At 65.5% G+C, this 19,507-nt stretch carries 22 protein-coding genes; 17 read left to right on the forward strand and 5 right to left on the reverse strand.

The genetic code is table 11. The features are described from left to right. The first annotated feature begins 17 nt into the window (after positions 1–17). Complete coding sequence (malQ, locus tag ACHFB9_RS05880; protein ID WP_417070173.1) at positions 18–1,562, forward strand: 4-alpha-glucanotransferase; 1,545 nt, start codon at positions 18–20, stop codon at positions 1,560–1,562. A gap of 44 nt (positions 1,563–1,606) precedes the next feature. On the opposite strand, the gene ACHFB9_RS05885 is transcribed toward malQ, so the two are convergent. After that, complete coding sequence (locus ACHFB9_RS05885; RefSeq protein ID WP_417070174.1) at positions 1,607–2,389, reverse strand: zinc-dependent peptidase; 783 nt, start codon at positions 2,387–2,389, stop codon at positions 1,607–1,609. 54 nt (positions 2,390–2,443) lie between these two features. Between ACHFB9_RS05885 and ACHFB9_RS05890 the strand changes: the two genes are divergently transcribed. Both ACHFB9_RS05890 and msrA read left to right on the forward strand, forming a co-directional pair. After that, positions 2,444–4,648, forward strand: coding sequence for a RelA/SpoT family protein (locus ACHFB9_RS05890; RefSeq protein ID WP_417070176.1), 2,205 nt, complete (start codon positions 2,444–2,446; stop codon positions 4,646–4,648). A gap of 80 nt (positions 4,649–4,728) precedes the next feature. Further along, positions 4,729–5,226, forward strand: coding sequence for a peptide-methionine (S)-S-oxide reductase MsrA (gene msrA, locus ACHFB9_RS05895; protein WP_417070178.1), 498 nt, complete (start codon positions 4,729–4,731; stop codon positions 5,224–5,226). 26 nt (positions 5,227–5,252) lie between these two features. Here the strand turns inward: msrA and ACHFB9_RS05900 are convergent, their stop codons facing one another. Next, a complete protein-coding gene (locus ACHFB9_RS05900) occupies positions 5,253–5,624 on the reverse strand; it encodes a sulfite exporter TauE/SafE family protein (RefSeq protein ID WP_417070180.1) in 372 nt (123 codons plus the stop codon). 7 nt (positions 5,625–5,631) lie between these two features. Further along, positions 5,632–5,994 carry a CoA-binding protein gene (locus tag ACHFB9_RS05905; RefSeq protein ID WP_417070182.1) on the reverse strand — a complete coding sequence of 121 codons (363 nt, stop codon included), beginning with the start codon at positions 5,992–5,994 and terminating at the stop codon, positions 5,632–5,634. 122 nt (positions 5,995–6,116) lie between these two features. On the opposite strand from ACHFB9_RS05905, the gene ACHFB9_RS05910 reads away from it, so the two are divergent. Next, the gene (locus tag ACHFB9_RS05910) at positions 6,117–6,473 is read left to right on the forward strand and encodes a rhodanese-like domain-containing protein (RefSeq protein ID WP_417070184.1); all 357 of its coding nucleotides are present in this window, start codon (positions 6,117–6,119) and stop codon (positions 6,471–6,473) included. After that, a complete protein-coding gene (locus tag ACHFB9_RS05915) occupies positions 6,473–6,802 on the forward strand; it encodes a DUF134 domain-containing protein (protein ID WP_417070186.1) in 330 nt (109 codons plus the stop codon). Before ACHFB9_RS05910 ends, ACHFB9_RS05915 begins: the two co-directional genes overlap by 1 nt. A gap of 2 nt (positions 6,803–6,804) precedes the next feature. Here the strand turns inward: ACHFB9_RS05915 and ACHFB9_RS05920 are convergent, their stop codons facing one another. Further along, on the reverse strand, positions 6,805–6,948 hold the full coding sequence (locus ACHFB9_RS05920) for a hypothetical protein (RefSeq protein WP_417070187.1): 144 nt from the start codon (positions 6,946–6,948) through the stop codon (positions 6,805–6,807). 105 nt (positions 6,949–7,053) lie between these two features. Here ACHFB9_RS05920 and ACHFB9_RS05925 point away from each other — a divergent pair, with 105 nt between their 5' ends. From ACHFB9_RS05925 to ACHFB9_RS05940, 4 genes are all read left to right on the forward strand, one after another. Further along, positions 7,054–7,365: a HesB/IscA family protein gene (locus ACHFB9_RS05925; RefSeq protein ID WP_417070189.1), complete on the forward strand. Its 312-nt coding sequence runs from the start codon at positions 7,054–7,056 to the stop codon at positions 7,363–7,365. Continuing rightward, positions 7,343–7,729, forward strand: coding sequence for a NifB/NifX family molybdenum-iron cluster-binding protein (locus ACHFB9_RS05930; RefSeq protein ID WP_417070191.1), 387 nt, complete (start codon positions 7,343–7,345; stop codon positions 7,727–7,729). Before ACHFB9_RS05925 ends, ACHFB9_RS05930 begins: the two co-directional genes overlap by 23 nt. Positions 7,730–7,813: 84 nt before the next feature. Further along, entirely contained in the window at positions 7,814–8,740 is a 927-nt protein-coding gene (locus ACHFB9_RS05935; protein ID WP_417070193.1) for a ZIP family metal transporter, read from the forward strand. A gap of 15 nt (positions 8,741–8,755) precedes the next feature. Then, entirely contained in the window at positions 8,756–9,733 is a 978-nt protein-coding gene (locus ACHFB9_RS05940) for a ribonuclease Z (protein WP_417070195.1), read from the forward strand. 58 nt (positions 9,734–9,791) lie between these two features. On the opposite strand, the gene ppk1 is transcribed toward ACHFB9_RS05940, so the two are convergent. Further along, a complete protein-coding gene (ppk1, locus tag ACHFB9_RS05945; protein WP_417070197.1) occupies positions 9,792–11,876 on the reverse strand; it encodes a polyphosphate kinase 1 in 2,085 nt (694 codons plus the stop codon). Between the two features lie 149 nt (positions 11,877–12,025). Between ppk1 and ppx the strand changes: the two genes are divergently transcribed. Genes ppx through ACHFB9_RS05985 form a run of 8 tightly spaced genes read left to right on the forward strand, consistent with a single transcriptional unit; the run spans position 12,026 to position 19,481 of the window. Continuing rightward, complete coding sequence (ppx, locus tag ACHFB9_RS05950) at positions 12,026–13,519, forward strand: exopolyphosphatase (protein ID WP_417070199.1); 1,494 nt, start codon at positions 12,026–12,028, stop codon at positions 13,517–13,519. Positions 13,520–13,523: 4 nt separating this feature from the next. Then, positions 13,524–14,630 (forward strand): ABC transporter permease, encoded by a 1,107-nt coding sequence (locus ACHFB9_RS05955; RefSeq protein WP_417070201.1) that lies wholly within the window; start codon positions 13,524–13,526, stop codon positions 14,628–14,630. After that, positions 14,627–15,397, forward strand: coding sequence for an ABC transporter ATP-binding protein (locus ACHFB9_RS05960; RefSeq protein ID WP_417070202.1), 771 nt, complete (start codon positions 14,627–14,629; stop codon positions 15,395–15,397). Before ACHFB9_RS05955 ends, ACHFB9_RS05960 begins: the two co-directional genes overlap by 4 nt. Further along, positions 15,397–16,344 carry an MlaD family protein gene (locus ACHFB9_RS05965; RefSeq protein ID WP_417070204.1) on the forward strand — a complete coding sequence of 316 codons (948 nt, stop codon included), beginning with the start codon at positions 15,397–15,399 and terminating at the stop codon, positions 16,342–16,344. Before ACHFB9_RS05960 ends, ACHFB9_RS05965 begins: the two co-directional genes overlap by 1 nt. Continuing rightward, entirely contained in the window at positions 16,341–16,925 is a 585-nt protein-coding gene (locus ACHFB9_RS05970) for an ABC-type transport auxiliary lipoprotein family protein (protein ID WP_417070206.1), read from the forward strand. The genes ACHFB9_RS05965 and ACHFB9_RS05970 overlap by 4 nt, the downstream gene beginning before the upstream one ends. Before the next feature lie 15 nt (positions 16,926–16,940). Beyond that, the gene (locus tag ACHFB9_RS05975; protein WP_417070208.1) at positions 16,941–17,723 is read left to right on the forward strand and encodes a TatD family hydrolase; all 783 of its coding nucleotides are present in this window, start codon (positions 16,941–16,943) and stop codon (positions 17,721–17,723) included. Positions 17,724–17,781: 58 nt separating this feature from the next. Then, positions 17,782–18,531, forward strand: a complete 750-nt coding sequence (locus ACHFB9_RS05980; protein WP_417070210.1) for an electron transfer flavoprotein subunit beta/FixA family protein — start codon at positions 17,782–17,784, stop codon at positions 18,529–18,531. 8 nt (positions 18,532–18,539) lie between these two features. Then, positions 18,540–19,481 carry an electron transfer flavoprotein subunit alpha/FixB family protein gene (locus tag ACHFB9_RS05985; protein WP_417070212.1) on the forward strand — a complete coding sequence of 314 codons (942 nt, stop codon included), beginning with the start codon at positions 18,540–18,542 and terminating at the stop codon, positions 19,479–19,481. Positions 19,482–19,507 lie beyond the last annotated feature (26 nt).

Below are 19,507 nucleotides of genomic sequence, written 5' to 3' on the forward strand. Positions count from 1 at the left end.
AAGAAAGGAATACGGAGATGGTTTTTGATCGACGCACCAGCGGCATTCTGCTGCATCCCACTTCCTTGCCCGGCCCCAATGGCTGCGGTGACCTGGGACCTGGTGCCTACCATTTTGTCGACTGGCTGGTTTCAGCTGGACAGAGCCTGTGGCAGGTGCTGCCGCTGATGCCGATCGGTCCGGCCAACTCTCCGTACATGAGCGTTTCGGCTTTTGCCGGCAATCCTCTTCTGGTCGACCTTGAAGATCTCGTGCAGCGTGGTTGGCTCGCGCCGATCACGCCCGAAGAGCGCGTCGGCTTCGACGACGGTCGGGTCAACTTCGGCCGGGTCGTGCCTTTCCGCCTGGGCAAGCTCAGAGTCGCTGCCGAGAACTTCCTGATCAACGGTTCGGCAGCCGACAAGGCGGCTTTTGCCGCGTACTGCACCCAGGAGAAGGGCTGGCTCGACGATTACGCGCTGTTCATGGCGCTCGACGAGCACTTCGCCGGCCGGCTGTGGCCGGACTGGGACGCGCCGATCGCGCGACGCGAGAAGAAGGCTCTGGACAAGGCGCGCAAGGACCTGGCGCCGAAGATCGCGCTGTGGCAGTTCATTCAGTGGTGTTTCGACCGCCAGTGGCGATCGGTCAAGGCCTATGCGAACGAGCGCGGCATCCAGCTGATCGGCGATCTGCCGATCTTCGTCGCGCACCACAGCGCCGACTGTTGGGCCAGACCCGACCTGTACCACCTCGACGACAAGAACTGGCCGACCCTGATCGCCGGTGTGCCGCCCGATTTCTTCTCGGCGACCGGTCAGCGCTGGGGCAACCCGCTCTACAACTGGGCGGCGATGGAGAAGGACAAGTACGCGTGGTGGGTCGAGCGCGTCAAGCGTCAGCTCGCGCTGGCCGATGTGATCCGTATCGACCACTTCCGCGGCTTCGCTGGCTACTGGGAGATCCCCGCCTCGGAACCGACCGCGATCCACGGCCAGTGGGTCAAGGGGCCGGGCAAGCCGCTGTTCGACGCAATCGAAAAGGCGCTGGGCAAGCTGCCGATCATCGCCGAGGATCTGGGGGTCATCACGCCGGATGTCGTCGAACTGCGCGACAGTTGCGGCCTGCCGGGCATGCGCGTGCTCGAGTTCGCGTTCGCCGCGGGCCCTGATCACAACTTCCTGCCGCACAACTATGTGCCGAATACGGTCGTCTATACGGGCACCCACGACAACGACACGATTCGCGGCTGGTGGGCGACCTGCACCGAGCGCGAGCGCGCGTTCGCCCGCACCTATCTCGCCACCGATGGTCACGACATCCACTGGACGATGATCCGTGCGGCATCGATGTCGGTCGCGAAGATGGCGATCTACCAGTTCCAGGACGTGCTGGGCCTCGATGGCTTCCACCGGATGAATACTCCGGGGATCACCGGTTGCTGGGAATGGCGCTTCAACTGGGACTACGTCGGCTCCGAACCGGGCCGTCGTCTGGCCGAACTCTCGGCGCTGAGCGGCCGCACCTCGGCAGACAAGATGCCGGCTCTGCCCGACTGGCCCGGCGACAAGCCGCGTCCCTGAGCGTTTGCTTCAAATGAAACGGGCTGCTTCGGCAGCCCGTTTTTTTAGAAGCGGAACGGGCTGGCGGGTGGGGCGGGCCGGGCGGCGAGCGGATCCTGGCGGTAGAACAGGGCGAGCTGGCGATAGACCGCCGGATAGAGCCTCGCGAGCGTGGCGGGGGATGCGAAGAAGACCTCCGAGAGGACCGCGAAGAACTCGGCCGGGTGCTCGGCGGCATAGGGATCGATACCGAGATTCTCGCCCGCATCGACGCACCGGCAGAAGCTGCGGTAGGCGAGGCTGAACGCGCGTTCCCAATCCCTGATCGACATCCCCGCGTGCAGCGGCGGCAGGCCGTCGGCCTCGCCGTTGATCATGTCCAGCTTGTGTGCGAACTCGTGGATCACGACGTTCGTCCCGGGAGGGTTTGCGGTTTCGCCGAACCAGCTCAGCACGACCGGACCCGATTTCCACGCTTCGCCGAGCGCGATCTCGTCGTACTCGTGCAGAACGCCGTCCTCACTGACCTGCCGGCGCGGGATCACGAAGTCCCCCGGATAGACGATGATCTCGACCCAGCCGTCGTAGGCGGCCAGATCCAGCTTCAGGATGGGCAGGCAGGCCTGGAGCGCGATCGTCAGGCGGATCTCGTCGGTGATCTGCAGCCCGGCCGCGCCGCAGATCTGCTTGCGGGCGAGGAAGTCGAGCGCCTGCGTGCGCAGCGACGCCCTTTCCGCCGGACTCAGGTGAGCGAGCAGGTCGGCGAGAGGGGCTTCGACCGTCTCCCATTGTTCGGCGGGGACGGGCGGGGCGGTTCGGCGTTTGAAGAGGCGTGAGAAGCAGCGCATGGGGCAAGTCTAGCAGGCCGGGTAGAGGGGCCGGCCGTGTGTGATAATGGCGGAATGGTTCAAGTCACTCATTCGCTTGCCAACACGCTTGGCGCCGTGCCGCCGCTCGAGCAACTCTCGGAAGGCTTGCCTGACGCGGCCCGGGATACGCTTGGCGAAGCCCTCGATTTCGCGTTGCCGCTCTATGGCGAAAAGCTGCTCGCGAGCGGCGAGCCCATCGTCAATCACTCGCTGGGCATGTGTCTGATCGCGGTCGCGCTGCGCCTCGATCTGGAGACCCGGCTCGCCGCGATTCTGTTTGCAGTCGGGGACTGCCTTCCCGCGCCTTTCGAGGAGATCGAAAAGCGCTTCGGACGGCAGGTCGTGCGCCTCGTCGAAGGCTTGCGCCGGCTCAACGGGTTGCGCGTGATCTCGCACAAGGCCGCGAAATCGCCGGGCGCGGAGTTCGCGAACCAGGCCGAGGTGATGCGCAAGATGTTGCTCGCGATGGTCGAGGACATCCGGGTCATCATGTTGCGGCTCGCGAGCCGCACCCAGACCCTGCGCTTCTTCACCGAGAATCCGAATCCCGATCGCGAAGCGGTCGCCCGCGAGAGCATGGCCCTGTTCGCGCCGCTCGCGAACCGGCTCGGCGTCTGGCAGCTCAAGTGGGAGCTCGAAGACCTCTCCTTCCGCTTCCTGGAACCCGATACCTACCGGCGCATCGCGAAGATGCTCGACGAGCGTCGGGTCGAACGCGAAGCCTTCATCACCCAGGCGGTCGAACGTCTGCGCTCCGAGCTCGCGGCGGCCGGCATCAAGGCCGAGGTTTATGGCCGTGCCAAGCACATCTACAGCATCTACAACAAGATGCGTTCGAAGAACCTGGATTTTTCCCAGGTCTATGACGTGCGGGCGCTACGCGTGCTCGTCGACGACATCCGCGACTGCTACACGGCGCTGGGCATCGTTCATACGCTGTGGCATCCGATCCCCGGCGAATACGACGACTACATCTCCAAGCCCAAGGGCAACAATTACCAGAGCCTGCACACGGCCGTGCGCGCCCGGGATGAGCGGGCGCTCGAAGTGCAGATCCGCACCTATGCGATGCACCGCCATGCCGAACTGGGCGTCGCCGCGCACTGGCGTTACAAGGAAGGTGCCCAGCAGAGCACCGGCGAGTACGACGAGAAGATCGCGCTGCTGCGTCAGCTGCTGTCATGGCGCGAAGAGATCTCCGACTCCGCGCAGTGGGAGTCGCACACGAAGCGCGCTTCGCTCGACGATACGATCTATGTGACGACGCCACAGGGCCGTGTCGTCGACATGACCCAGGGGGCGACGGCGATCGACTTCGCTTACCGCGTGCACAGCGACCTCGGCCACCGCTGTCGGGGTGCCAAGGTGGACGGCCAGATGGTCGCGCTGAACACGCCGCTCGAGAGCGGTCAGGTCGTCGAGATCATCGCCGCGAAGCAGGGCGGCCCGTCGCGCGACTGGCTCAATCCGCAGCTGGGTTACCTCGCGACCGCGAACGCGCGCGCCAAGGTCAGACGCTGGTTCACGCTCCAGGAAGAGGCTGAGACGCTCGCTCAGGGCAGGACGATCGCGCTGCGCGAGCTGCAGCGCGAGAACCAGTCGCGCGCCGGACTCGATGAACTCGCCTCCCGGCTGGGTTTCAAGAATCTCGATGGCTTCCTGCTCGCGGTCGGGCGGGGTGATGTCGGCCCGCGGCAGATCCAGATCGCGCTGCACGGAGGTGTGGCTGAAGAAGAGCCGGCGCCCGAAGTGCATATCGGGCGCAGCCGCGGCGCGAAGGGCCACGACAAGATCCTCGTCGTCGGCGTAGGTCAGCTGCTGACGACTCTGGCCAAGTGTTGCAAGCCCGCGCCCCCCGATGCGATTTCGGGTTTCGTGACCCGGGGCAAGGGCGTGTCGATCCACCGCATCGATTGCCGCGACTTCCAGAACCTGTCGGACAAGCTACCCGAGCGGGTTGTCGCCGCCGAGTGGGGAGACCAGACGTCCGAGCTCGCACAGTCCGACGTCTATCCGATCGATGTCGCGGTCGAGGCGAGTGATCGCCAGGGCTTGCTGCGTGACATCTCCGAGATCCTCTCCCACGAGAAGCTCAACGTCATCTCGGTCAACACGATGTCGCGCGGAGGGCGCGCCTTCATGCGCTTCACGGTCGAAGTGCGCAGCGCCGCCCAGGTGCAGAAGGCCGTCACGCTGATCGGCGATGTCGACGGAGTCGAGAAGGCCAGGCGCGCCTGAGTTTTGGTGGCTCACCCCGGCTTCGGGCGGGCGTCACTGACGCTACAATGCCGTCCTGATCAGGATCACTGGAGCAGGGGATGAGGAAGATCGTGTTCGCGGGGGGCTGTTTCTGGGGCGTCGAAGCCTATTTCAAGAATCTGGGCGGAGTCATCGCGACGACGGTCGGCTATGCGAACGGGCACAAGCCGAACCCGAGCTATGAAGAGGTGTGCACGCACACGACCGGGCACGCGGAAGCCTGTGCAATCGACTACGACGAGACGAGGATCAGCCTCACTGAGCTCCTCGCCGCATTCTGGCGGATCGTCGATCCGACCTTGAAGGACCAGCAGGGTCACGATGTCGGCAACCAGTACCGGACCGGCATCTATTACGTCGATAGCAGCGATCTCTCCGTGATCACCGAATCCCGGGACGCCGAACAGGCGAAGTATCCGGCGCCCATCGTGACCGAGATCGAGCCTCTGGGCCGCTTCTACACGGCCGAGGAATATCACCAGGACTACCTCGACAAGAACCCCGGCGGCTACTGTCACATCCCGCTTGAGCTCTTGCGCCGCAAACCCTCGGCGTGAGCCGCATTTTACGGCCGAGCCTGCTCCTAACGACCGCTCAGCGCTTCAAACGAGAACCAGACGCCCAACGCGATCAGAAAGAGGCCGAAGGAGGCCTTGACCGTTTTCGTGTCCATCTGGCCGACCACATGGGCGCCGAGCCAGCTGCCGATCATCAGCATCACCGCGATCAGCGCCGCGGCGCGTAGATCGACATCGCCGCGTTTGTGGTATTCGATGACCGCGGCGAGGCCGACCGGCGGCAGCAGGATTGCGAGGCTGGTTCCCGTCGCCAGCTTCTGATCGAAGCCCAGCCCATAGACCAGGGCGGGAACGATCAGAACGCCACCGCCTATGCCAAAGATTCCAGAAAGCAGTCCGGCGCCCAATCCTATTGCGAGCAGGATCAGAGTCGTCATGGCGCGCTCAGAATTGGTGGCTGCGCAGCAGCACCAGCGTGCAGGCTTCGAGCGTCTCGATGCCGGCGGCGTTCAGGCGCGGGTAGGCATCCGGGTTCTCGGTGCCGGGATTGAAAATCACCCGCTTCGGCGCGAGCCCGATGATCCCGGCGATCAGCTCGTCCTGGCGGGCGGCTCCGACGTACATCGTCACGGTGTCGACTTTCGCGGTGATGTCCGGGAGGCGGGTGTAGGTTTTCAGCCCTTCGATTTCTTCTTCGCGCGGCGCGACCGGGATCGGCGTGTGCCCGTATTCGGCGAGCATCCGGATGGCCTTGTTCGAGTAGCGTTCAGGTTTGGCGCTGGCGCCGATCACAACGACGTTTTCCATGCTTGATCTCCTTGGGGGGCCGCAGCGCGGTGGACGCGGAAGGGGAGGGATTGGTTCCGGATGTTAGCATATGCCATAATCTGAGCCGGGCGAGTTCGCCCTGTCCGGGAGAGGCTGTTGCGATGAAAATGTTGCTGTCGGTTCTGCTGTTCTGCTCTGCGCTGTGCGCCCAAGCTGCTGGCCTGAGCCTCGACGGCGTCAAGCCGGCCGCGATCGTCGACGTCCGCACGCCCGAGGAATTCGCGGCCGGACACATCGAAGGCGCGCTGAACATCCCGGTCGAGCGCGTCGGCGAGGGGGTTTCGGCGATCAAAGGGCTCAACAAGGAGAGTTCCATCCTCGTCTATTGCCGCAGCGGTCGCCGCTCCGCCGCCGCGAAAGCGACGCTGGAGCAGCTCGGCTATACGCACGTCGTTGATGGTGGCGCGATGCAGACTCTGGCGCCCAGGCTCAAGCCCTGCACTGCGAAATCCTGCTGATGGGCCGACCGGTCAAATGCCGCAAAGTCGCCTGCGCACTCTCGGCGGACTATTTCAAGCCGCGCGGCGTTCCGCTGTGCGAACTCGATGAAGTCGTGCTGGAACTCGATGAGGTCGAGGCGCTGCGCCTCGCGGATCTCGATGAACTGTATCAGGCCGATGCGGCGGCAAGGATGGGGGTGTCGCGCCAGACTTTCGGCAACATCATCGCCCGCGCGCACCGCAAGGTGGCCGAAGCGCTGCTGGGCGGAAAGGCATTGAGAATCGTCACGGGCGAGTGCGTCGAACGGCTCGCCGAACCGGAACAGAACGCGGAGGGAAAAGCATGAAATCAGATCAGCATAAAAACGGAGAGGCCGACGGGTGCATTGGCGCAGACCATGAACATGCAGCCGGGCACCGGTGCTGCGGGGTGCATGGGCACGACGATCCCGATCATCGGTGCTGCGGCGGCAAGGGCCACGGTCATGGCCACGGGGAGTCCGGCCAAGAGGGCCATCGCTGCGGCTGCGCAAAGCGCAAGCTCGCGAGCGGGCAGTGATTTGAGGGCCGCTCAGCCGGCCCGAACAGGAGGTTTCGGATGTCCATCAGTTTGAGTCCTGTTGCCGCCGAGGCGATTCGCGCGGCGCTCGCCCGGCGTGGCAAGGGGGTGGGGGTACGCGTCAGCGTCCAGGATGCGGGGCAGAGCTGCGCCGCCTACAACCTGGAATATGCCGACGAGATTCGAGAGAGCGATCTCGCCTTCGTTCAGGAGGGGGTTCGCTTGCTCGCCGACTTCGCCTATTTGCCACATCTGGAAGGGTTGGTCATCGATTACCGCGACGAGGGCGATGACCAGGGTTTCCTGATCCGTCGCAGTGTCTCCTGCGGTGGCGACTGTCAGTGCGGCTGATGCGGCGATGCTGATCGCGCTCGCCTCGCAGAACCGTCAGAGCCTGACGGCGCATGCCGGAAAGTGCCGGCACTTTTTCATCGTCGATACGGCTCAGGGTTTCTCCCCTCGTTCGCTGGAGCTCGAACCCGGACAGATGCTGTCGGTCTGGTCCGGAGAGGGTGAGCATCCGCTGCTCGGTGTCGAGGCCGTCATCGCCGCCAGCATGGGGCAGGGCGTTGCGAACAAGCTCGCCGCTCTGGGAATCCAGGCCTGTCCGACCAGCGAGCGCGAACTCGAACGGACGGTCGCTCTGCTGGTCGAGGGGCGCTTGCCGCTGCTCGCGCTGCGTCCCCCGTCGGGTAAGGGGCGCTGTTCCTGTTGAGCTTCCGTCGGTGCGGGGCGGAGCCGGGATAGAATGAGCGCCTCAGGCTGGAAGCCCAGAGCCCGACAGAGAGCCCGTCCTTTCATGAGTGAAACCGTTTCTGGAACTGGCTGGCTGGCCTTGCTGCGCCAGCACATGCAGCGTCACCCCTTTTTGTCCGCGAGCCTGGGCTGCGGCCTGCTTGCGCTGCTCCTGCTGCTCTCTCAGGGCTTCATGCTGGAGTCCTGGAGCAATGCCTCACCGGGGCTGAGGCTCGCGACGCTGGGGGGGCTGGCAGGATTCGCGACGACTTCGCTGGGCGCCTTGCCCGCGCTTGCGCTGCGCGGCATCCCCCAGAAGCTCGAAGACAGCCTGCTCGGCTTCGCGGCCGGGATGATGCTCGCCGCGAGCTCTTTTTCCTTGCTCTTGCCGGGGCTCGATGCCGCGGGGGGAATCGTTGGCAGCAAGTCACTCGGTTCCGCAGTGGTCGTATCAGGCATGGCGCTGGGCGTGCTGCTGATGCTGGGGCTCGACCAGTTCATCCCGCACGAGCATGAAAAGGGCGGGCCATGCGGCCCGGGTCACGAGCGCTGCAGCCGGGTCTGGCTCTTCGTGTTCGCGATCGCGCTGCACAATCTGCCCGAAGGCATGGCGATCGGCGTCAGTTTCTCGCAGGCCAATATGGCGGTCGGTCTGCCGCTGACCACCGCGATCGCGCTGCAAGACATTCCGGAGGGCCTGGCCGTCGCGCTGGCGCTGCGCGGAGCGGGTTTCCGCGCCATCGCCGCCGTGCTGGTCGCGGTGGCCAGTGGTATTCTCGAACCGGTTGGTGCGCTGCTCGGTGTAGGCCTCTCCAGCGGCCTGCCTCTCGCCTATCCGGTCGGACTGGGGCTCGCCGCCGGGGCGATGATCTTCGTCGTCTCGCACGAAGTCATTCCCGAGACCCACCGCAATGGCCATCAGACTCCGGCTACGTTGGGCCTGATGGTCGGTTTCGCGCTGATGATGGTGCTCGACACGGCGCTCGGCTGAGCCTCTGAGGAAAAAATGGATTTGGTGTTTCTGGGCACTTCGGCCGGCGTGCCAACCAAGCGGCGCAACGTGACGGCCTTGGCCTTGCAGCCCGAGTCCGGCCGGAACTGGTATCTCGTCGACTGCGGCGAAGCGACCCAGCACCGCTTGCTGCATCTGCCGATGACGGTCATGGGCCTGCGCGCGATCTTCATCACCCATGTCCACGGCGATCACAGCTACGGCTTGCCTGGGCTGCTGGCCTGCGCCGCAATGTCGGGCCGCACCGAACCTCTGACGCTCGTCGCGCCCGCGGCCGTGATCGAATGGGTCGCAGCGACCCGTTCGCTGACCGAGCTCTATCTGCCCTTCCGTCTGCAGAGTCTGCCGCTCGAATCCTTCGAAGGCTGGCAGGACGACGAGTTCGCCGTCGAGGCCGTGCCGCTGTCGCACAGCGTGCCCTCTTTCGCGTATCGCTTCAGCGAAGTGAAGCGGGCTATCCGCCTCGATACCGACAGGCTCGTCCGCGAGGGCATTCCCCGCGGCCCGTTGTGGGGCGCGCTCAAGACGGGAGAGGATGTCGTTTTCGGGGGGCGGACTCTGGCGAGTCGCGACTATCTCGTCTATCCGGATCTGACGCGGCGCATCGTCGTCGGCGGCGACAACGACAGCCCCGAGCTGCTTGCCGGCCTGTGCGAAGGCGCCCAGGTGCTGGTCCACGAGGCGACCTATACGAGCGAAGTCGCGGCCAGGATGGGGCCTGAAATCCAGCACAGCTCGGCGGCTTCGATCGCTTCCTTCGCCGAACGGCAGGGCATGGCCAATCTGCTGCTGACCCACTTCAGCCCGCGCTATCAGGATCGGCCCGGTAAAGGCCTGTCGGTCGCCGATATCGAGGTGGAAGCCCGCGCCCATTACCTGGGCCGGCTCTTTCTGGCCGAGGACTTCGCCCGCTATCGCCTGGATCGGGATGGGATACTCGCCCGGGTGAGCGGCGCTGAGCCCTCTCCCTGACCCTTCCCTGGTGGGGGAGGGCTGAGTCAGTCTGCCACGATGCTCCGCTGACGCGGAGTCAAACTGCTGAAGTCAGTTCGTCAAGCAGCATCGTCTGCGCGGCGCGGCGCGTCGTTCGGCTCGTCTTGCGGTGGTATTTGCCGTCGCTGCCGTCGAGTTCCCAGGCCTGGCAGTTGTCGAGAAGATAGGCTTTGAGCCCTTCTTTCAGAACGCGGCGGCGCAGTTTGGGGTCGAGGACGGGGAAGGCGACTTCGATCCGCTTGAAGAAATTCCGGTCCATCCAGTCGGCGCTCGACAGATACAGCTTCTCGTCGCCATTGCCGCCGAAATAGAGGATGCGGCTGTGTTCGAGGAAGCGGCCGACGATCGAGCGCACGCGGATGTTCTCCGAGATGCCGGGCAGGCCAGGGCGCAGCGCGCAGGGCCCGCGCACGATCAGGTCGATCTCGACTCCGGCCGAACTCGCCGCATAGAGTGCTTCGATCGTCTCGGGTTCGAGCAGCGCGTTCATCTTCGCGATGATCCGGCCCTTGCCGCCCGCGCGCGCGTACTCGGCTTCCTGGTTGATCGCCTCGACGACGTTCGGCTGTAGCGTGAAGGGCGACTGCCACAGGTGTTTGAGCGTGCGCGCCTGGCCCAGGCCGGTCAGTTGCTTGAACACCTCGCTGACATCGGAGCCGATCTCCGGGTTCGCCGACATCAGCCCGAAGTCGGTGTAGAAGCGGGTCGTGCGCGGGTGGTAGTTGCCGGTGCCCATGTGCACATAGCGGCGCAGGCCTTCTTCTTCGCGGCGCACGATCAGCAGAAGCTTCGCGTGCGTCTTGTAACCGACGACGCCATAGACGACGTGGGCGCCCGCATCTTCGAGCCGGGAAGCCCAGCCGATGTTCGCTTCCTCGTCGAAGCGGGCCATCAGCTCGACGACGACGGTGACCTCCTTGCCTTTCTGCGCCGCGCGCAGCAGGTGTTCCATCAGCACCGAATCGGTTCCGGTCCGGTAGACCGTCATCTTGATCGCGACGACTTGCGGGTCGTCGGCCGAGGTGCGCAGCAGATTGATGACCGGCTCGAAGCTCTGGAAGGGATGGTGGAGCAGCAGGTCGCGTTTGCGTATCTCGGCGAACAGATCGAAGTGTTTGTCGAGGTTCTTCGGTATCGCGGGCTGGAAGGGCTTGTACTTCAGATCGGGCCTATCCACCCAGTCCGGAACCTGCATCAGGCGGACCGGATTGACGATGCCGGGAACCTGGTAGAGCTCGTCGCGGGTCAGGCTGAACTGGTGGAGCAGGAAGTCGACCATCGCGGTGGAGCAGTTGTCGGCGACTTCGAGGCGCACCTCGTCGCCGAAGTTGCGCTGTTGCAGCTCGCCCTGCAGCGTCGCGCGCAGATCCTTGATCTCTTCCTCGTCGACGAAGAGGTCGCTGTTGCGGGTCACGCGGAACTGGTAGCAGCCCAGTACGGTCATGCCGGCGAAGAGCTCGCCGACGTGTGCGTGCAGAATCGAAGAGAGGAACACAAAGCCGTCATTGACTCCGGTCAGCTCGTGGGGGAGGCGGATCACGCGCGGCAGAACGCGTGGCGCCTGGACGATCGCCGCGTTCGAAACGCGGCCGAACGCGTCGCGCCCCTCCAGCTCGATCGCGAAGTTCAGGCTCTTGTTCAGTACGCGCGGGAAGGGGTGGGAGGGGTCCAGGCCGATCGGGGTCAAGACAGGCATCAGCTCGCGGAAGAAGAAGTCGCGTATCCAGACCCGCTGTTCAGGCGTCCAGACATTGCGGCGCAGGAACTGGATGCCTTCGGCGGCGAGCGCCGGCAGCACCGAATCGTTGAGCAGCGCGTACTGCTCGGCGATCAGGGCATGGACTTCGCGGCAGATCCGCCGATAGAGTTCGACCGCCGACAACGCGTCCGGATGGGCGGGCTTGCCGCCCAGCTTGATCTGTTCGCGCACTCCGGCGACCCGCACTTCGAAGAATTCGTCGAGGTTGCTGGAGACGATGCAGAGGTATTTGAGGCGTTCGAGCAGCGGGATGTCGCTGTCCGCCGCCTGCGCCAGAACGCGGCGCTGGAAGGCGAGCAGCGAGAGCTCGCGATTGATGTAGTGCTCGGCGGGGTGTTGGCGCTGCCAGGTGCCTCGGCTCATTGCGATCAGTCTCCACGATCAGGCAAACCGCTATTTTGTGACATTTCTGCTGCAATGACATGACAGAGACACAGTAGGGGGCTGATTGCGTCGGAGGCTGGGCGGCGATGCTAGAATTCTCCCGCCCCCCATTTGATCCTTCCCCCCCAATGACGCACGAGCTCATCGCTGCAGTAGACCTCGGTTCGAACAGCTTTCGCCTGATCATAGGCCGAGTTGAAGGTGATCAGATCTTCGCCCAGGACAACTTGAAGGAGGCCGTGCGTCTGGCGGCGGGGCTCTCGCCTGAGCGCTCGCTCGGCCAGGTTGCGCAGGCCCGAGGCCTCGTCGCGCTGCGCAAGTTCGGCGAACGTCTGCGCGGCTTCGAACCCGGACAGGTGCGCGCGGTCGCGACGAACACCTTGCGCGTCGCGCGCAATGCCGGCGACTTTCTCGCCCACGCCGAGCGCGCTTTGGGCTTTCCGATCGAAGTGGTCGCCGGTCGCGAAGAAGCGCGGCTGATCTATCTGGGCGTGGTTCAGGCGCTGTCCGATCCCTCTGGCCAGCAGCTTGTCTTCGACATCGGCGGCGGTTCGACCGAATTCGTGATCGGCCGCGGCTTTGAGCCGATCGCGCTCGAATCGTTGTACATGGGCTGCGTCAGCTACAGCCTGCGCTTTTTCCCCGACGGCTTTGTCGACAAGCAGTCCTTGCGCGAAGCCGAACTCGCTGCCCAGCGTGAGCTCGACACGATCGTCTCCTCCTATCGCAGGCTGGGCTGGGATCTCGCGTTCGCGTCGAGCGGTACTGCAAAGGCGATCACCGACATCCTGGAACTCAATGGCTTCTCGGCGGGAGGGATCACCCGCTCCGGCATGAACAAGCTGCGCCAGGCGCTGATCCGCGCGGGTAACGTCTCGCGGCTCGATCTGGCGGGAATCCGCTCCGATCGCCTTCCGGTGTTGGCCGGGGGCTTCGCGATCCTGTCGGCGATCATGACGGCGCTGAGCCTCGATGAGATCAGCTTTTCGGAGACGGCGCTGCGCGAGGGCGTACTGCACGATCTTCTGGGGCGGCATGCGCACCGCGATCTGCGCGATGCGACCGTCGAATCCTTCATGCGCCGCTATCAGGTCGATATGGCCCAGGCCGAGCGCGTCGCCGAGACCGCCGGTGCGCTGCTCAACCTAGCGAGGCCGGGCGACGAGGATGGCAAGCGTTTTCTGGGCTGGGCCGCCCGCCTTCACGAACTCGGGATGTCGGTCGCTCGCTCGGGCTATCACCGGCATTCGACCTACATCCTCGCCAATGCCGATATGCCGGGTTTCTCGCGCCAGGAGCAGAATCGGCTCGCCAGCCTCGTGCTCGGCCATCGGGGCAAGCTCGAACGGGTGCGCCAGCAGTTCGCGCTGGCCGAGGACGACTGGCTGCTGATCCTGTGTCTGCGCCTCGCCGTGATCCTCCACCGCAGCCGCGACGAGGGCGAAGTCGTACCGCTCGTGCTGAGCGCCGAGCGGGGCGGTTTCATCGTCGAGGTGGGCCGGGACTCGCTGCGCGACCGCCCGCTGACCGCGGCCCTGCTCGAAGAGGAAGAGGCGCAGTGGGAAGCCATCGCGATCTCGCTTCAGCTGAAGGTCGAAGGCGCTCTGGCGCTGGAGGAATGACGCGATGAGCGCGGAGCCAGCTCTCACGGTACGCGACGGGGTCGTCGTGCTGTCGGGGCGCTGGACTCTGGCTTCGGCGGGGGAGACGCTCGCGACCCTGCGAGCCCGCCTTGCGGCCGAACGCGGGCGCGAGTGTTGGGATCTCGACGGGCTTGCCGCGCTCGACACCTTCGGCGCGCTGCTGCTGTGGCGTGCCTGGGGGCGAAAGCTGCCCGCCGGCGTCCGGATCCCTGCCCGCTTCACTGAGCTCTTCACGACGCTGGGCCGCTTCTCGGTCATTGAGGCGAGCCGTCCGCCCCGGGACCGCCTTGCGCCGCTCGTCGCGCTGGGCCAGGGCGTGCTCGCGGCGCTTGCGCATGTTCGCGCTTTCATTACGCTGGTCGGGCAACTGGTGATCGAGCTGGGCTATGTGCTGCGCAGCCCCCGCCGTCTGCCCATGCTCGAAATCTCGGCCAATCTTTACAAGGCCGGAGTGCGCGCGATGCCGGTCACGGCGCTGGTCGCCTTCCTGATCGGAGTCGTGCTGAGCTATCTGTTCGCGCTTCAGCTCAAGCGTTTTGGCGCCGAAGCCTTCATCGTCGACGTGCTCGGGATCGGCGTGATCCGCGAGCTCGGGCCCGTGCTCGTCGCGGTGCTGGTCGCCGGGCGCTCGGGTTCGGCGATCACGGCCCAGCTCGGCGTGATGCGGGTTACCGAGGAGATCGACGCTCTGGCAACGATGGGCGTGCCCCGCCATCTGCGCCTAGTCTTTCCGAAAGTGCTGGCGCTGGGCGTCGCGATGCCTCTGCTGGTTGCCTGGACCTGTGCGATCGCGATCCTCGGCGGCATGCTCGCCGCGCACTTCGAACTGGGCCTCGACTACGAATTCTTCATCGCGAACCTGCCGCGCGCCGTGCCCCTGCCCAATCTGTGGATCGCGCTGTGCAAGGGCATCGCTTTCGGCATCACGATCGCGCTGGTGGCTTGCCATTTCGGGCTGAGGATCAAACCCAACACCGAGAGCCTGTCGCGCAGCACGACCGAGTCGGTCGTCGCGGCGATCACGGTGGTGATCCTGCTCGACGCGGTCTTCGCGCTGGCGACCCGCAACATCGGATTGGGGCGAGGATGAACGCGCCGGTCGAGATCCGCGGTCTGGGGCGGCGATTCGGCCGACAATGGGTGATGCGCGGAGTCGATCTGACGGTCGGCCGCGGCGAGCTGCTGGCCCTGGTCGGCGGCTCGGGCTGCGGCAAGACGACGCTGTTGCGCCAGCTCGCCGGCCTGCTCGAACCCAGCGAAGGGACGATAAAGCTCTTTGGCGAACCGCTCACCGAAGGCTCTCGCTCCGAGCGCCAGGGCAGACAGCGCCGGCTGGGGGTGCTCTTCCAGCACGGTGCGCTGTTCTCGGCGCTATCCGTGTTCGACAACATCGCCTTCCCGCTGCGCGAGCTCAGACTTCTTCCCGAAGCCGAGATCCGCGACCTCGTGTTTGCGAAGCTGGGCATGGTCGAACTCGAACCCGACGTCGCCTGGCGGATGCCGGCCGAGCTGTCGGGCGGCATGATCAAGCGAGTCGCACTGGCGCGCGCGCTCTCGCTCGACCCCGAGCTGCTGCTGCTCGACGAGCCGACCGCGGGGCTCGATCCGGACCGCAGCGCCGGCTTCGTCAGCCTGATCCTGGGCCTGCACCGGGCGCTCGGGCTGACGGTCGTGTTCGTGACCCACGATCTCGATACGCTCGCGGCGCTCGCGTCCAGCGTCGCGGTTCTCGCCGACGGTCGTATACTCGCCAAAGGACAGCTGGACGAAATCGTGAACGTCGATCATCCCTTCATCGAAAGATTCTTCCGCAGCGAGCGCAGTCTTCACGCCTTGAAGCGGGGAGGTGGGCGCTGATGGAAAACCGCGCCTATGCTCTGGCCGTCGGCCTCTTCACCGTGCTTCTCGGCATCGCCACGGCCTTGTCCTTCTGGTGGTTTTCTGGCCGGACCGAGAAGACCTACGATGTGAGGCTGATCACCGAGGGCGGAGTCGGGGGCCTGAACGAGCAGGCCGCGGTGCGCTTTCGCGGCGTGCGGGCCGGCCGTGTCACCGACATCGACTTCGATCCGGCCAATCCCGCGCACATTTTGGTCCGCGTCCGTCTCGCCTCCGATGTGCCGCTGACTCGCGCCACCCGGGCCAGTCTGGGTCAGCAAGGCCTGACCGGTTTCGTCTTCGTTCAGCTCGACGACGACGGCAGCGATCATCGGCCTCTCCCGGTCGGCCCGGGAGGGCTTCCCGAACTCGCCCTCGCCGGGGCTTCGCCGGGACTCGCCGAATCGGCGATCGAGGCGCTGAACCATGTCCGGCGGGTCGCCGACCGGCTCTCCCGCGTGCTCGACGGCGGGAACCGCAAGCGCATAGACCTGATCCTCGCGAATGTCGAACGCTCATCCACTCACCTCGAAGCGACACTCGCGCGCACGCCCGAGCTGATGGACAAGCTCGACCGAGTGGCCGGGCGAATGGATTCTGACAAGCTGGATCGTACGCTCGCGAATCTGGAGAAGGGCACGGCGAATCTTCCCGAGACGATGGAGACTCTGAAGACATCGCTGGCAGGCATCAATTCGCTCGCGCGCCGGCTCGATTCGGTCGGCGGCGACGTGCAGACCCGGCTGATCGGCGAGAGCATGCCTCAGCTCGGCGAGACGCTGACAGAACTGAGGCGTCTGAGCGTCGATATGTCGGATCTGATCGACAGTCTGGAGCGCAACCCCCAGTCCATCCTGTTCGGTCGCAAAGCGCCCCGGCCCGGTCCCGGAGAGGCCGGCTATTCCGCTCCTTCAGAAAAGCCATGAGCCTTCGTCTTCTTTCCGCTCTTGTTGTTTCCGCGCTCCTTGCCGCTTGTGCGACGCCCAGTGGCGTGCGCGCGCCAGCCGTCCATGACTTCGGCCCCGACGGGCTCGCCTCGCTGGCCTCTCCCGCCGTGCCGCTGCGCCGCGTCGAAGTGACCGGTCCGGCCTGGCTCGCGACGAATGCGATGCAGTATCGACTGCTCGGTCGCAACGAAACCGAGCGGCGCAGCTTTGCCGACAACCGCTGGGCCGCGCTGCCGGTCCAGCTGCTCGAACAGCGTTTGCAGCGTCGCTTGCCCGCGCGTTCCGATTCGCGCTGCAAGCTGCAGGTCAAGCTCGACGAGCTGATCCAGGAGTTCGCGCAGGACGGTACGAGCCGGGTCCGTCTGACCGGGATCGCCCGGCTGGTCGGCGAGCGCGGCGAGGATCTCGTCGACGGCTTCGCCTTCGACTACCGGCAGGCGGCGCAAAGCGCCGATGCGATAGCTGGCGTGCGGGCGAGCGCGGCCGCGAGCGAGCGCCTGGCGCTCGATGTTCAGACCTGGCTGGGCTCGGCCCGCCCCAAACTCTGCGATCCGGGCTGAGTGCGGACAGGCGCGATGCTGATCGACACCCATGTCCATCTCGACGCGCCCGAATTCGGCAATGCCGAAGCGGTGATCGCGCGCGCGCGCGCAGCCGGCGTCGGACTCTTCGTCGTTCCGTCTGTTGCGGCAGCGAACTTTTCCGCGCTCGATGCGCTCGCCGCCCGTCATCCGGAGGTCCGGCCGGCTTTCGGCATCCATCCGCTCTATATTGGACAGGATCAGCCCGAGGTGGCGCTCGCCGCACTGCGCGCCCGGCTCGAGCGCGGTGGTGCGGTCGCGGTCGGTGAGATTGGTCTCGACTTCCATGTCGAAGGCCTGGACCGGGGGCGGATGGAGGCGCTCTACGTCGCCCAGCTCGAAATGGCCAAGGACTTCGGTCTTCCGGTGCTGCTTCACCTGCGGCGGGCCCAGGATCAGGTGCTCAAACACCTGCGCCGACTCCGGCCGCTCGGCGGAATCGCTCACGCTTTCAATGGCAGCCGCCAGCAGGCCGAGGCCTTCATCGCTCTGGGCTTCAAGCTCGGTTTCGGCGGCGCGATGACTTACCCGGGATCGACGCGGATTCGCGAGCTCGCTCGGAGCCTGCCGCTCGAGGCTCTGGTGCTGGAGACCGACGGGCCGGACATCCCGCCCGCCTGGCGGCCGGAAGGTCCGTCCCTGCCCGAAGAGCTGACGCTCTATGCTCAGGTTCTGGCAGACTTGCGTTCGCTCCCGGTGACGACGATCATTGAGGCGGTGACGAGCAATGCCCGCGCCGCTCTGCCGGCGCTGGACAGGGTGGCGGGAGCAGGTTGAATCAAGCGCGAACGCCGCGCTAGGGGATAATCGGGTCGAAGCTTTTGAGGAGATCATCGTGAAGATCCTGGTTCCGCTCAAGCGGGTACTCGACCACAAGCTCAAGGTCCAGATCCGGCGCGATCAGACCGGCATAGAGCTCGCGAATGCGATGATGGTGATGAATCCCTTCGACGAGATCGCCGTCGAGGAGGCGGTGCGTCAGCGCGAAGGCGGGCTGGCCCGCGAGACCGTCGCGGTCAGCTGCGGTCCGCTCAAATGCCAGGACACCTTGCGGAGCGCGCTGGCGATCGGTATGGATCGCGCGATCCACGTCGAGACCGAGGCCGAACTCCAGCCTCTGGCGGTCGCCCGGCTGCTCCGGGAAGTCGTGTTGCGCGAGCAACCCCAGCTCGTGATGATGGGCAAGCAGGCCATAGACGACGATTCGAATCAGGTCGGCCAGATGCTCGCTGCGCTGCTCGGCTGGCCTCAGGCCTGCTTCGCGTCGAAGGTCCGGATCGCCGACGGCAGCGTGACCGTGACCCGCGAGATCGACGGCGGGCTGGAGACGCTGGAAGTGAATCTGCCCGCGGTCGTCACGACCGATCTGAGGCTCAACGAGCCGCGCTATGCCACCTTGCCGAACATCATGAGGGCGAGGAAAAAACCGCTCGAGAAGCTGAGCCCGGAAGAGCTGGGCGTCTCAACCGAAGTCGGCCTGAAGACCCTCAAAGTGGTCGAAGCGAGCCGGCGAAGCGCGGGCGAGAGGCTGTCGAGCGCCGCTGAACTTGTCGAGCGGCTGCGCAACGCGGCCCGGGTATTGTGAGGAAGACCATGAACATCCTGGTTCTGGCGGAACACGACAACGCGCAGCTCAAGGCTTCGACGCTGGCGACGGTTGCGGCGGCATCCCGGCTCGACGGCCCCATCCACCTTCTGGTCGCCGGACACGGCTGTGCGAGTGTCGCGGAAGAGGGGAGCCGGATCGCCGGAGTCGGGAAGGTGCTGCTCGCCGATGCGCCCTGGCTCGCCGACCGACTGGCCGAGAACCTCGCGCCCGTCCTCGTCGCGCAAGCCGCAGGCTGCTCCCACGTTTTCGCTCCGGCCACGAGCTTTGGCAAGAACGTGCTGCCACGCGCCGCGGCGCTTCTGGGCGTCTCGCAGATCTCCGACGTCGTCGATATCGTCTCGGCCGACACCTTCGTGCGCCCGATCTACGCGGGCAACGCGTTGGCGACCGTGCAGAGTGTCGATCCGGTCATCCTCGCCAGCGTGCGCGTGTCGGCCTTCGAACACGCGGCGCAGCAGGGCGGGTGCGCCGCGATCGAGTCGGTTGATGCCGGTGCCGATCTGGGGCTCTCGCGCGTCGTCGCGCGCGAACTCTCGGACAACGGCCACCCCGAACTCGCTTCGGCGAAAGTCATCGTGGCCGGAGGGCGGGGACTGGGCAGCGCCGAGTCTTTCCATACGCTGCTCGATCCGCTCGCCGACAAGCTCGGTGCGGCGATCGGTGCGACCCGTGCCGCCGTCGATGCCGGCTATGTGACCAACGATTGCCAGGTTGGACAGACCGGCAAGATCGTCGCGCCCGATCTGTATGTCGCGGTCGGCATCTCGGGCGCAATTCAGCATCTGGCCGGGATCAAAGGGTCGCGGACCATTGTCGCGATCAACAAGGATCCGGACGCGCCGATCTTCGAGATCGCCGATTACGGTCTGGTCGGCGACCTGTTCGAAATCCTGCCCCAGATTGGACAGGCACTCGACGAGTCCTGAGGCGGCCTCTTCCTGGCTCGGGATGA

The organism is Niveibacterium terrae (genome assembly GCF_048213115.1).
In the GTDB taxonomy this organism is placed as follows: Bacteria; Pseudomonadota; Gammaproteobacteria; order Burkholderiales; family Rhodocyclaceae; genus Niveibacterium; species Niveibacterium terrae.